The 12,279-nt window shown below is 64.7% G+C and carries 11 protein-coding genes; 7 read left to right on the forward strand and 4 right to left on the reverse strand.

Going from position 1 to position 12,279, the window contains the following annotated elements:
* Positions 1-29: 29 nt before the first annotated feature.
* The 4 genes from F759_RS0120715 (at position 30) to F759_RS0120730 (ending at position 4,798) form a co-directional block, all read left to right on the forward strand.
* Positions 30-1,043 (forward strand): ABC transporter permease, encoded by a 1,014-nt coding sequence (locus F759_RS0120715; protein WP_027801560.1) that lies wholly within the window; start codon positions 30-32, stop codon positions 1,041-1,043.
* Positions 1,040-1,909 (forward strand): ABC transporter permease, encoded by an 870-nt coding sequence (locus F759_RS0120720; RefSeq protein WP_027801561.1) that lies wholly within the window; start codon positions 1,040-1,042, stop codon positions 1,907-1,909. The genes F759_RS0120715 and F759_RS0120720 overlap by 4 nt, the downstream gene beginning before the upstream one ends.
* Positions 1,906-4,107 (forward strand): ABC transporter ATP-binding protein, encoded by a 2,202-nt coding sequence (locus F759_RS0120725; RefSeq protein ID WP_027801562.1) that lies wholly within the window; start codon positions 1,906-1,908, stop codon positions 4,105-4,107. The genes F759_RS0120720 and F759_RS0120725 overlap by 4 nt, the downstream gene beginning before the upstream one ends.
* A 214-nt stretch (positions 4,108-4,321) precedes the next feature.
* Positions 4,322-4,798: a hypothetical protein gene (locus F759_RS0120730; RefSeq protein WP_027801563.1), complete on the forward strand. Its 477-nt coding sequence runs from the start codon at positions 4,322-4,324 to the stop codon at positions 4,796-4,798.
* 176 nt (positions 4,799-4,974) lie between these two features.
* On the opposite strand, the gene F759_RS0120735 is transcribed toward F759_RS0120730, so the two are convergent.
* Entirely contained in the window at positions 4,975-5,820 is an 846-nt protein-coding gene (locus tag F759_RS0120735; RefSeq protein WP_027801564.1) for an aldo/keto reductase, read from the reverse strand.
* A 206-nt stretch (positions 5,821-6,026) separates the two neighbouring features.
* Here F759_RS0120735 and F759_RS0120745 point away from each other — a divergent pair, with 206 nt between their 5' ends.
* Complete coding sequence (locus F759_RS0120745) at positions 6,027-6,773, forward strand: GntR family transcriptional regulator (protein ID WP_027801565.1); 747 nt, start codon at positions 6,027-6,029, stop codon at positions 6,771-6,773.
* Positions 6,774-6,830: 57 nt separating this feature from the next.
* On the opposite strand, the gene F759_RS0120750 is transcribed toward F759_RS0120745, so the two are convergent.
* The gene (locus F759_RS0120750; RefSeq protein WP_027801566.1) at positions 6,831-8,255 is read right to left on the reverse strand and encodes a CoA transferase; all 1,425 of its coding nucleotides are present in this window, start codon (positions 8,253-8,255) and stop codon (positions 6,831-6,833) included.
* A 128-nt stretch (positions 8,256-8,383) separates the two neighbouring features.
* Here F759_RS0120750 and F759_RS0120755 point away from each other — a divergent pair, with 128 nt between their 5' ends.
* Entirely contained in the window at positions 8,384-9,616 is a 1,233-nt protein-coding gene (locus F759_RS0120755) for a citrate synthase family protein (protein ID WP_027801567.1), read from the forward strand.
* Between the two features lie 192 nt (positions 9,617-9,808).
* Here F759_RS0120755 and F759_RS0120760 read toward each other — a convergent pair whose 3' ends face one another.
* On the reverse strand, positions 9,809-10,114 hold the full coding sequence (locus tag F759_RS0120760; protein ID WP_027801568.1) for a DUF2917 domain-containing protein: 306 nt from the start codon (positions 10,112-10,114) through the stop codon (positions 9,809-9,811).
* Positions 10,115-10,284: 170 nt separating this feature from the next.
* On the opposite strand from F759_RS0120760, the gene F759_RS0120765 reads away from it, so the two are divergent.
* Complete coding sequence (locus F759_RS0120765) at positions 10,285-11,697, forward strand: aminotransferase-like domain-containing protein (protein ID WP_027801569.1); 1,413 nt, start codon at positions 10,285-10,287, stop codon at positions 11,695-11,697.
* A gap of 379 nt (positions 11,698-12,076) precedes the next feature.
* Here F759_RS0120765 and F759_RS38100 read toward each other — a convergent pair.
* On the reverse strand, positions 12,077-12,279 hold a 203-nt coding region (locus tag F759_RS38100; protein WP_161633325.1), incomplete at its 5' end, for a transposase.

Consider the following 12,279-nt stretch of genomic DNA (forward strand, 5'->3'; position numbering starts at 1 on the left):
GCCGCCCAATCATTCGACAAGCGTTCACGATGTCGACCACGGTGAATCGTTCCGCCCCGGCGCCGGCCCCGAACCGCAACGCCGGCCGCGTCGTGCGTTTTCTTGCGACGCGCGTCGGGCTGTCGCTGATCACGCTGTGGCTGTTGTCCGTGATCGTGTTCGCGGGCGGACAACTGTTGCCCGGCGATATCGGTCGCGCGGTGCTGGGGCCGCTCGCCGATGCGCGCGCGGTCGCCGCGCTCAATCATCAACTCGGCGCCGACCGTCCGCTCATGACGCAATACGTCGAGTGGATTTCGCATTTCGTGCGCGGTGACATGGGCCTTTCGTACGCGTATCGCGAGCCGGTGGGACCGTTTATCGCCGACGCGCTCGCGCATTCCGCGAAGCTCGGCCTGCTCGCGTTCATCGTGGTGGTGCCGCTCGGCATCGCGGGCGGCGTGTGGTCCGCGATGCATGCGGGACGCTGGCTCGATCGCACGATCAGCATTGCCGGTTTGTCGGCGACTGTGGTGCCGGAATTCGTGTCGTCGATCGTGCTGATTCTGGTGTTCGGCGTGTGGCTGCGCTGGCTGCCTATCGAAGCTTCGTATCCACCCGACGCCGGCGCGCTCGAACAATTGCGTCATCTGATTTTGCCGGTGCTGCCGCTCGTGCTCGTGTTCTTCGGTTACATCGCGCGGATGGCGCGCGCCGGCACCGTCGAAGCGCTGGACGCCGACTACACGCGCACCGCGATCCTCAAGGGCTTGCCGCGTCATATCGTGATCTGGCGGCACGTGTTGCGCAACGCGCTGCTGCCGACCATCACCGTGGCCGCGACGCAACTCGGTTATATGATCGGCGGTCTCGTGGTGGTCGAGACGCTGTTCCGCTATCCGGGCATCGGCTCGCTGATCTACAACGCCGCCAAGGCCAAGGACTTTCCTATGCTCGAAGCCGGCGTGCTGACCATCGGCGTGGTCTACACCGTCGCCAATCTGGTCGCGGATGCGTTGCACGTGCTGCTTAATCCGCGCTTACGCGTGAGGAGCGCCGAATGAGCACGATCGTTCCACCGGCCGCGCCGCGCGCCGCGAGCGAGCCGCGTTTCGACCAGTTGCGTGTGCTGCTGCGCTCGCCCACGTTCGTGGTGGGCGTGCTCATCGTCGTGTGGTGGATTGTGTGCGCGATTGCCGGGCAATGGTTCGTGCCCGTCGATCCGTATGCATCCGACCCACTCAATTCGCTGATGCCGCCCGACCGCGCGCACTGGTTCGGCACCGACCAACTCGGCCGCGATGTGTTCTCGCGTGTGATTGTCGGCGCGCGCGATATTCTCACCATCGCGCCGCTCGCCACGCTGCTCGGCACGGTCGCGGGCACGGCGTTGGGCTTGATCGTCGGTTACTTCGACGGTTGGGTCGATAACGTGGTGGGCCGCGGGATCGACGCCATACTCGCGCTGCCGCTCGTGATCGTCGCGCTGCTCGCGCTGGCTGCCGTAGGCGCATCGAATTTCACTGTGATACTCGTGATCGGCATCACGTTTGCGCCGATCACCGCGCGCACGGTGCGCGCCGCCGTGTTCGCCGAGCGGCATCTCGACTACGTTGCCGCCGCGCAGCTGCGGGGCGAACGCGCGCCGTACATCATGTTCGCGGAAATTCTGCCGAACGTACTGCCGCCGATCATCGTCGAGGCGACTGTGCGGCTCGGTTACGCGATCTTCGCGGTGGCCACGCTGTCGTTTCTTGGCTTCGGCATTCAACCGCCTTCAGCCGACTGGGGCCTCGCGCTCTCCGAGTCGTACACGCTGATGGCGGGCGGCGCATGGTGGACCGTCGTGTTCGCGGCCGGCGCAATCGCGACGCTGGTCGTAGGCGTGAATCTGATCGCCGACGGCGTACAAGGCGTGCTCGACCGATGAACGGACCGCCGCCCTCCTCGTTCCCTGCCTTCGACGTATCGAAAAGCGACCGCACGGATGCGCTGACCGTGGTCGGCTTGACGGTGACATACCGCATGCGCGGACGCGATCGCGAAGTGCTGCAAGACGTGTCGTTCCGTGTCCGACGCGGCGAAGCGTACGGGCTCGTCGGCGAATCGGGCTGCGGCAAGTCGACCGTCGCGATGGCGGCGCTGCGCTATCTGCCGCGCAACGGCAAGGTGAAGGCGGGCAAGATCCTGATCGCCGGCGCCGATGTCAACAAGCTCGACGCCGACGCTTTGCGCATGATGCGTGCAAACACCATTTCAATGGTCTATCAGGATCCGGGGCGCGCGCTGAATCCGTCGTTGACCATCGCGCGGCAAGTGTCCGAAGCGTTCGAAGCCGCAGGCGTCGCGCGGGACGAAGCATTGCAACGCTCGCTCGAGATGCTGCAACGCGTGCGCATTGCATCGCCCGAACGCGTGATGAACAGCTATCCTCATCAATTGTCGGGCGGCATGCAGCAGCGCGTCGTAATCGCGATGGCGCTCGCGTCGAACCCGGCGCTGCTGATTCTCGATGAGCCGACCACCGGGCTCGATGCCACCGTCGAATCGGAAGTGCTCGACCTCGTCGCGCAATTGCGCGCGGAACTCGGCACGGCCGTGCTGTTCATCAGCCACAATCTCGCGGTGATCGGAAGAATGTGCGAGCGCGTCGGCGTGCTTTACGCAGGCAAGCTCGTCGAGGAAGGCGCGACGCAAGACGTCTTTACGCGGCCGCGTCATCCGTACACGGTCGGGCTGTTGCGCTGTCTACCCACCGCCGGCCGTAGCAAGGATACCGAGCGGCTCGATACGATTGCGGGCGGGCTGCCCTCGCCGGGCTCCGTGACGCAAGGCTGCATCTATGCACAGCGCTGCCGTCTCGCCGACGACCGGTGCCGCCGTGAAGCGCCGCCGCCGTATCGCGTGAGCGCGGCGCATGGTGATCAGATGTCGCGCTGTCATTATCACGAGCGGGCCATCGAGTTGCCGCGTGCGGTCGCGCAAGCATTGCCCGAACATGACGGCGTGGATGCGGGTGTAAAGCGGGGAGAGCTCGTCCTGCGCGCCGAAAATTTATCGAAGACTTTCCATGTGTCCGGCGCAGCGCTGCGCGCCGTCGACCATGTTTCGCTCGATCTCGCGGCCGGCGAGACCCTTGGCCTCGTCGGCGAATCGGGCAGCGGCAAGACGACGCTTGCAAAGCTGATGCTCGGACTCCTCACGCCCGACGCCGGCAGCGTACTCGAACTGGACGGCGCGCCGCTCGCCGCACGCGTCACGCGGCGCAACGACGAGCAGGTCAAGTCGTTGCAGATCGTATTCCAGAACCCGGATTCGGCGCTCAATCGCGCGCATTCGGTGAAGCGGCTGATCGGCCGCGCGCTGTCGCGTCTTGCCGCGCTGCGTGGCGCCGCCATCGACGAGCGGCTCGCCACGTTGACGGCCGCCGTGCGTTTGCCAGAACGCTACCTGGGCTCGCGCACCCGGCAACTCTCCGGCGGACTCAAGCAACGCGTTGCAATCGCCCGCGCGTTCGCCGGCGAGCCGCGGGTGGTGGTATGCGACGAACCGACTTCCGCGCTCGACGTGTCCGTGCAGGCGGCGATTCTCAATCTGCTCGCCGATCTGCAGCGCGAGCGTGGCGTCAGCTACGTATTCATCTCGCACGATCTGCATGTGGTGCGTTATTTGTCCGATCGCATCGCCGTGCTCTATCTCGGCCGACTGCTGGAAATCGGACCGGCTGCGGCAGTATTCGATGGACCGCAACATCCCTATACGGAAGCGCTGTTGTCCTCGGTGCCAACACTCAATGGCCGCGCGAGCGGGCCTCGCATTCGCCTGTCGGGCGATCTGCCGAGCGCCGCGTCGCCGCCGTCCGGCTGCGTGTTTCATACGCGTTGTCCGCGTAAGCTCGGCGCGATCTGCGAAGAGCAGGACCCGCCATTTGCCAATGCAGCCAACGCGGCCGATGCAACCAACGCAGCCGATGCGACCCGCGAGGCCAAGCGCGCCATGCATCTGATCCGCTGCCATATTCCCGCCGACGAACTGCGCGCGCTGCAAACCGCGTCGCGCAATGAAGCGAGCGATGTTGCTCCTGACAAGCCGACGGGTTCGGCCAGCGGTGCCGGGCGCACCTCATAGGAAGCGCTATTCCCAACGATGTGAGCGGGCTGGCGGCTGCGCGGTTTTCAGCGCTCGCACATTTGCAGTGCGTTGTTCGTCTGCTGTCAAGATGCCGCTTTCGCGCGGGCACGAGCCACAATCGCCACAAGCCATCACCGCGTGCACGCTCCGGAACCAAAGCGCGGCGATTGCCTCATATCAGATTCAACGTTCGATATGAGGGCACCACAACATGCAACGAAACGTCCCCTGCTCCGCGGCGCGCGCGGTCGTCGGCCTCGCCGCGGCGCTGAGCTTCGCCTCGCTTGCCCATGCGCAAACCGGCGCGCAGAACCTGGCACCGACTGCGCAGCCGCTCTCGCCCACGTTGTCGCAAGCCGCGCCGCCCGTCGATCCCAGCTTCTCCGCGTATTCGCTCGCGCAAACCTGTAAGCAGAAGAACGACAACGTCGCGCATGGCCAATGCGTCGGTGCGATCCGCGGCATCATCCACGGTTACCAGTATGGTGTGCTGTTCCTCGGCCAGCGCACGTCCTTGCCGGCCAACGAAACGCAGCGCGTGTCACTGTGTTTGCGCGACACGCCGGTCTCGTCGATCGTCGATGAATTCGTCGCGGACGCGGGCCAGGTCAACGACGAGTCCCTCAAGCACACGCCCGCCGAAGTCGCGGTGCTGGGCTCCGTGCACATGCATCACAGTTGCAATTGACGATGCGCAGCGCCTGAGCCGCGCCGCCAAACATGCGGCAAGCGGCTCCGCATGTCATTCGGGCAATCGCGATACGCGGCGCGTGTGCGATGCTCACTGCGCGGCTGACCGGCTCACCGGCTCACCGGCTCACCGGGCAATGTCGCGCAACACGTCCGCGAACAGGACAGCCCGGCTCACAGCATTTCGAGCGGGCGCTTGCCGCGTGGCGGCTTGAAGTAAGCGTCGATGGCGGCGACTTCTTCAACGTCGAGCAGCAACTGCAATGCACGATGGTTGTCGCGCACGTGCTCGACGCGGCCCGCTTTCGGAATCGCGAATACGCCCGGCTTGAGCAGCACCCACGCGAGTGCAACCTGAAACACCGAGACGCCGCGCGCGCCGGCGATGTCATCGAGCGGCGAGCGTTTCGGCAGACGCGCGTGATCGACGGGACTGTAGGCCATCGCGGGCATATTCCGTTCGGCGAGCCACGGCAGTAGATCGAACTCCGGCCCGCGCCGCACGACGTTGTAGAGAATCTGGTTGGTCGCGCAGGCCGAGCCGCCGGGCGTCGCCACGAGCTCCTCCATGTCGTCGGTATCGAAGTTGCTCACGCCCCAGTGGCGAATCTTGCCGGCATCGCGCAGCGCTTCGAAACCGGCAACCGTTTCCTCGAGCGGCACAGAGCCGCGCCAATGCAGCAGATACAGGTCGAGCCGATCCGTCTTCAGGCGTTTGAGGCTTTGCTCGCACGCCGCGATCACGCCGCGCCGGCTGGCGTTATGCGGATACACCTTGCTGACGAGGAACACCTGCTCGCGCAACCCCGCGAGCGCTTCGCCCAGCAGCGACTCGGTCGCGCCGTCGCCGTACATTTCCGCCGTATCGATCAGCGTCATGCCGAGTTCGACGCCGCATCGCAGTGCGTCGATCTCGGCCGCGCGGCGCGCCGGCTGTTCACCCATTTCCCACGTGCCTTGCCCGAGTTTGGGGATGCGCTCGCCGTCGGGCAGGCTCACGCTTGCGATATCGCTCGTCATGCTGACTCCCTGAAGTGACTGACTGTGGACTGTGGCTGAATTTGTGGCCATGCGCTGCTGTCGAGCAAACGCATGGCGATGCTGCACAGATGTATCGACGAGTTTAGCGGCTGCAACGCCGCTCGACCGGTCACCAGGCAAAAGCCCGCTATAACGCGGCGCGCCGATGTCTTAGAATTGCTCCTCGCCCTTCTAGCGTAAGCCCCATGACCTCTGCCTCGGAAGACCGCTGGCGCGATCTGCGCCCGGACCCGGAAAACGACACGCCGCTTTATCTGCAACTTGCCCGCAAGCTTGGCACGGCCATTCACGAGAACCGCTGGAATGCCGGCGAGGCGCTGCCTTCGGAGCGCGTGCTCTCGGAGGCGCTCGGCGTCTCGCGAATTACTTCGCGCAAAGCGATCGCACTGCTCGTCGAGCAGGGATTGATTCGACGCACGCAAGGCGCCGGCAGTTTCATCACGCCACGCTATGAAGATCCGCTGTCGCGCCTGTCGAGTTTCAGCGAAATGCTGCGGCGGCGAGGCTTTACGCCAAGTTCCAAGTGGCTGTCGCGCGAAATTCTGCCGGCCAATCGCGACGAAGTGATCCAGCTCGGGCTTTCGCCGGCTGCGGCCGTGACGCGTCTGCGGCGCTTGCGTCTCGCCGACGGCATCGTGATGGCGGTCGAAAATTCCACCTTTCCCGCAGCGGTGATTCCCGATCCGCAGGCCATTGGCGATTCGCTGTACACGTATCTTGAGAACCGCGGATTGACGATCGTCCGCGCGCTGCAACATTTTCGCGCGGTGAATGCCAGCGAGGAGATCGCGCAGCAAATGAGCATCGCGCCGAACGAGGCATTGCTGTTGATCACGCGCGTGGGCTATACGGCGGATCAGCGCGCTATCGAATTGACCGACACATACTGCCGCAACGACTACTACGATTTCGTCGCGGAATTGCGGAAGTAGGCGGTCGTCTCGTGTGATGTTTTGATGCGGCGGTTCTGATGCGGCCGCATCGTACCGTCATAGCCATTTTGCCTCATGCGCGCCGATGGGCGACGGCGGCAGCGCAAAAAACGCCGGCGTTTCCTCCAGCTGTTCGGCCGGCTGCACGGCCTGCACGCGGCCGAATTCGGACTGGGTCGTATCGAGGCAGTCGCGCACGTCTTCGAGCGTGATGTCAGGCGCTCGCCATCCCTCGGTAATCTTGCCGAACGATTGCAGCCACTGGCCTGTCTGCGCGAGCGAGACCTTTACGTGCCAGCTTCCGCCTTCGGTTGCGCGTCGCGCCAACGCGGCCATTGCGCCGAAAGCGGCAAGATAACCGGTCGCGTGATCGAGTGCCTGACACGGCAGATGTTTCGGCTCGGGCGATCCGGCCGCGTGCTGCTCGTCAACCGCGATGCCGCTCGCGGACTGCACGAGACTATCGAAACCACGCCGCGAGGCCCACGGCCCTTCGTATCCATACGCGCACACCGACACATAGACGATGCCGGGCCGCAAGCGCGCCACATCTTCGGCACTGAATCCGCGCGCCGCAAGCGCTCCGGGACGATACGCCTGGAGAAAAACGTCAGCATCGCGTGTCAATCCGCGCAGAGTCTCACGTCCCGCCGCGTCGCGCAGATCGACCACGGCCGAGCGTTTGCCGCGCCCATTATCGATGACGAGCGGCGCAATGTTCGGCAGATGCGGCCCGTTGATCATCAGCACCTGCGCTCCGTGCTGCGCGAGCGCTCGCCCGGCCACCGGTCCCGCGATGATGCGCGACAGGTCCAGCACTCGCACTCCGGACAGCGGCCGGTTGGTGACGTTATCGGACCGCGACCGCGGGTCGGGCCGCCTGGTTGGCTTGGCCGTTTCAGGCGGCGCATCGCCGATTCGCTCTATTTCGAAGAGCGGCAAACCCGCGATTGCTTTCGCCTGATCGAGCGCCGCCCACTCGTCGGGCGTGCGGATCAGCGCCGCGCATAGGCCTGCGTCGGCGAGCGTCTGATCGAGCGTGGCGCCGTCCCAGCCGCGAATCGCCGCCGCAACCGCGGCGCGATCGTTTTCGCAGCCGAGCACCTTCAACACGCCGTGAAGGTGATGCGCGAAATTCGTATGCAGTTGAATCCAGCGGCCGTCTCCTGTCTCGTAGAAACCCATCACCGGATCGCGCAGCGCGGGCGGCGGCCCGTCGTCGATGCGCAAGTAACGTTCACTGCGAAACGAAGCGAGCGCGCGCCGCATCTCCACCGTCACCCGCTGCCCGCGCCCAGTACGCAACCGATGATACTCAGCCGCCGCCAACCCCGTCGCAGCAATGGTCGCGCATGCCAGCGCCCCGACGCGGAACACCGATGACAGTCCCGGCTCAGAGCCGGTGAAATGGACCGAACGGAGCGCGGCTGGCTCGCAGTTGGCAAGGGTCCAGATGTGATCGAGCGCGAGTTCAGGTGTCATGGCATCTCACATTTGAGTGGCGAGGATGCGCCTGAGTCTAGGATTGCAGCTTGCGTTAATCAACCTTGATTATGATAATCAATATATATTGATTTCTTTGGTTGTCATCCACTTTGCCGCGTATTCCGATGCCTCCGTCCGACTGGTTGACCGCCAGTGAAGCTGCCGCCGAACTCGGCATCAGTCTCGCCACGCTCTATGCGTATGTGAGCCGCGGCTTGCTGAGTTCGACGCCGCACGCGCAAGGCAAGCATCGCCGCTATGACGTGCGCGAAGTACGGCGGCTCGCGCGGCGCAAGGAAGACGGCAAACGCGCCGGCAAAGTCGCGCAGAAAGTGCTGGACTGGGGCGTGCCGGTGCTCGAATCGTCGATCACGCTCGTCGCGAACGGGCGTCTGCTGTACCGCGGGCACGATGCGATGGCGCTCGCGCGCACCGAATCGCTGGAAGATATCGCCGCGTTGCTATGGGAATGCAGCGCGGCGCGCATTGTGAACGCGCCCGCCGTTCTGATCGCCGCTGCGCAATGGGCGGCATGGCTGAAGCTGTGGGGCGACAGCACACCGCTCGATCGCGCGCTCGTACTGCTGCCGGCGGCCGCTTCGCAGATGCCGCGGGTTTGGGCGCTCGGTCGCGATGCACAGCTGGACAGCGCCTGCGCCGTGATGCGACTGCTCGCGGCCGCGATGATCTCGGCGGCGCCGTCGAATGCGCCGCTGCATCGGCAACTGGCATCGGCCTGGCAGGTGCGCAGCCGACAACAGGCCGGGCTGCTGCGGGCCGCGCTCGTGGCGTGCGCGGACCATGAGCTGAACGCGTCGACGTTTACGGTTCGCTGCATCACGTCGACCGGCACTCATCTTTTCGGCGCCGTCGCGGGAGGTCTCGCCGCGCTTGCGGGCCCGCGTCACGGCGGCGAAACCGTGCGCATCGCCGCGCTATTGGACGAAGCGTCGCGCGCCGCCGATCTCGACCGCTACCTGGCTACCCGTTTGTCGCGCCACGAGCACGGCGTGCAAGGGGCGGTGCTGTCCGGCTTCGGGCATCCGCTTTATCCGGTAGGCGACCCGCGAGCGCGGCTCCTGCTGGAGTTGCTGCAAGACTGCGCGCCGGCGCGCTCGCCGCTCGCTCAGGTGCTGGCGCTAGCGCGGGCAGTCCGCGATACGACTGGCGCGGAGCCGACCGTCGATTTCGCGCTTGCCGCGATCGAGCGTGTCCTCGGCTTGCCCGCGAACGCCGCGTTCACGCTGTTTGCGGTGGGGCGAGTGGTCGGTTGGATTGCGCACGCAATGGAACAGGCACGCGACGGCGGGTTGATCCGGCCGCGGGCCCGTTATGTTGGGGAGCTTGAGGCGCGGTAGGCGCCGGCTCTTTCGGATGATGTGAGGGTGGGTTGGGACGCGTGCGGTGCGGTGAGCGGGTTGCGTTGGGGGTGTTGTGAGCGCGAACCCCAACGCTCGTGTTTCGCCTGGCGACTCTCGTCAACCTCGTTCCTGCGTCCCCTACCGCCAACGGTTCCGCAACTCTCGCAGCCCTCGCGCCGATGATCTCCGTCAGGCGGCGCCAAGCCAGCGCGGCAGCCAGTTCGGCGCCGGCATGCCGCGCGTCGGTCTCGTGGTTCCGCGTTCCGAACCGCTTGCGAGCGCGAAGCGCGCACCGGTCCGCCCTGCACTGATCCACGCCACTGCCCGGCGCGGCAACTCGATCGATTCACCGGTAGCGAGCCAATAGTCCTCGCTGTCGCCTTCGATGGTCAGCCAGATTTCACCCGAGATCACCTTGAAAGTGGACGGGCGCGCGACGCGCCAAGCCGCAGCCGGCTCATCGTGTTCCAGTTCGAAAATCCGCACTTCACGCATTGCCGTTCTCCTTCAAAGGGCTTTTCTGTTGTCTCGATTATTGACGTGCGATGATCGGATACCCATGCACAGTTCCGAACACTTTTGTCAGAACTGTGCAGTCGAAAAACCGAACAGTTGGCGCGAGGCGGCTCCATTAGCCCACGCAATTCGTCGGGGAAGGAAACCGTATGCGACTTGATATACAGCTTGATAGAGACAATGGCGTACCGCTGACCGAGCAGATCGTCACCGGTGTCACTGCATGGATCCGCTCGCGCGCCGCGCATCCCGGCTCGAAATTACCGTCGATTCGCCAGTTCGCAGCCGACTATGGCGTGAGCCGCTTTCCGGTGATCGAGGCGTATGACCGGTTGGTATCGCTTGGTTACGTCGACTCGCGCCACGGCTCGGGCTTCTATGTGGCCGACCGGCCGCCGGGCGGCGCGCAGTGCGACGGCACGTCGGACCCGCGTCGAGCCGAGGACGAGTCCGACCACCTGCTCCAGCAGTTCAATCATCCGGGCGAAACGCTGAAACTCGGCAGCGGCTTCATCCCGGAAGCATGGCGCGACACTGAAAGCATTGCTCAGGCGATACGGCACGTATTGCGCACCGATCCTGCGAGCATGGTCGACTACGCGACGCCACTCGGCAACCTGAGCTTGCGCGAGCATTTGCAGGCACGAATCGCGCAACTGGGCATCCGCGCGGACACTTCGCAAATTGTGATTACCAACGGCGCAAGCCAGGCGTTCGATCTGCTGATGCGTTACATGCTGAAGGCGGGCGATACGATCTTCGTCGAGGATCCCGGCTACTACAACCTGTATGGCCTGCTGAAATTGCACGGCGTCCGGCTGGTCGGCATTCCGCGCACGCGCAGCGGGCCGGACGTCGACGTCATGCAAGCACAACTGAAGCTGCATAGGCCGAAACTCTTCTTCATCAACACCGTGTTCCACAATCCGACCGGAACCACCGTTGCGCCGCCGGTGGCGTTCCGGCTGCTGCAACTCGCGCGCGAGCACGGTTTTACGATTGTCGAAGACGATATTTACGCCGACTTTCAGACCGATGTGACTGACCGCCTCGCCACCCTCGATCAGTTGGAACACGTGATTTATATCGGCGGGCTGTCGAAGACGCTGTCGTCGTCGCTGCGGATTGGCTGTGTGGTCGCGAGCCACGCGATCATCAAGGATCTCGTCGATATCAAGATGCTGACGAGCATCGGCGGGTCGCTTTTCGCGGAAACAGTGACGGCGTCGTTGCTCGAACGCGGCGCATACCGCAAATATCTCGAACGACTGCGCCGTCGCATGCGCGATGCGCTGGGCTCGACGATTCAGACGCTCGAAGATGCCGGCTGGGAGGTGTTCGAGAAGCCGGTCGGCGGTAAATTCCTATGGGCTCGCGTGCCGCATGTGGACAACGCCGAGCGGCTGGTGGAATGTGGTGCGCCATTGGGCGTGACTGTTGCGCCGGGCAGCTACTTCCGGCCGGGGATGGAGCCGAGCCCGTGGATCCGGATCCACGCAGCATTCGGGAACGAGCCACGGGCGCAAGCGTTTTTTCGTGCAGCGGCGGAGTTGCGGGGGTAGGGGTGGGCGGGGGGCCCAGGCTTGGACCGGGGCGTGAGTCGGGCTTGGTCGGGGCTTGGTCGGGGCTTGGTCGGGGCTTGGGCCGCGGGCTGCGTCGCGGCTCCGAGTAGGAGACTTGGCTCCTCTGAGTCGGTTGACTCGCTTGGTTCGCTTGGTTCGCTTGGTTCGCTTGGTTCGCTTGGTTCGCTTGGCGGGTTGGCTCGGTTGGCTCGGTTGGCTCGGTTGGCTCGGTTGGCTCGGTTGGCTCGGTTGGCCGATTGGCCAGTTGGCCCGGCTGCGCAGCTGGCGCGGCTGGCCTGCTGGCTCGGCTGGCGCAGTTGCCGCAGTTGCCGCAGTCGGAGGTGTCAGAAATTTCGTGTGCTGAGGCCGGTTAAAAATCTCAGCTGATGGCGGCGGTGAATCGCTCACCGAACAGNATGGCGAACTGATTGACAGCTTGCCGCCAGGTGATAGGCGGCATCTTCCAATCCTTTTCAATGTTGCGCAAGGCCAGATACAGCAGTTTGCTGGCGGCTTCGTCGCTCGGGAAGTGGCCACGATTCTTGACGATCTTGCGCAACTGCATGTGCATGCTCTCGATGG

The organism is Paraburkholderia dilworthii (assembly GCF_000472525.1).
In the GTDB taxonomy this organism is placed as follows: Bacteria; Pseudomonadota; Gammaproteobacteria; order Burkholderiales; family Burkholderiaceae; genus Paraburkholderia; species Paraburkholderia dilworthii.

What these genes read in the sequence shown, in the direction of transcription:
- F759_RS0120745 (WP_027801565.1), top strand. Translation starts at nt 6,027, where the DNA reads ATGACCTCTGCCTCGGAAGACCGCTGGCGCGATCTGCGCCCGGACCCG.
- F759_RS0120715 (WP_027801560.1), top strand. Translation starts at nt 30, where the DNA reads ATGTCGACCACGGTGAATCGTTCCGCCCCGGCGCCGGCCCCGAACCGC.
- F759_RS0120725 (WP_027801562.1), top strand. Translation starts at nt 1,906, where the DNA reads ATGAACGGACCGCCGCCCTCCTCGTTCCCTGCCTTCGACGTATCGAAA.
- F759_RS0120720 (WP_027801561.1), top strand. Translation starts at nt 1,040, where the DNA reads ATGAGCACGATCGTTCCACCGGCCGCGCCGCGCGCCGCGAGCGAGCCG.
- F759_RS0120760 (WP_027801568.1), bottom strand. Translation starts at nt 10,114, where the DNA reads ATGCGTGAAGTGCGGATTTTCGAACTGGAACACGATGAGCCGGCTGCG.
- F759_RS0120765 (WP_027801569.1), top strand. Translation starts at nt 10,285, where the DNA reads ATGCGACTTGATATACAGCTTGATAGAGACAATGGCGTACCGCTGACC.
- F759_RS0120755 (WP_027801567.1), top strand. Translation starts at nt 8,384, where the DNA reads ATGCCTCCGTCCGACTGGTTGACCGCCAGTGAAGCTGCCGCCGAACTC.
- F759_RS0120735 (WP_027801564.1), bottom strand. Translation starts at nt 5,820, where the DNA reads ATGACGAGCGATATCGCAAGCGTGAGCCTGCCCGACGGCGAGCGCATC.
- F759_RS0120730 (WP_027801563.1), top strand. Translation starts at nt 4,322, where the DNA reads ATGCAACGAAACGTCCCCTGCTCCGCGGCGCGCGCGGTCGTCGGCCTC.
- F759_RS0120750 (WP_027801566.1), bottom strand. Translation starts at nt 8,255, where the DNA reads ATGACACCTGAACTCGCGCTCGATCACATCTGGACCCTTGCCAACTGC.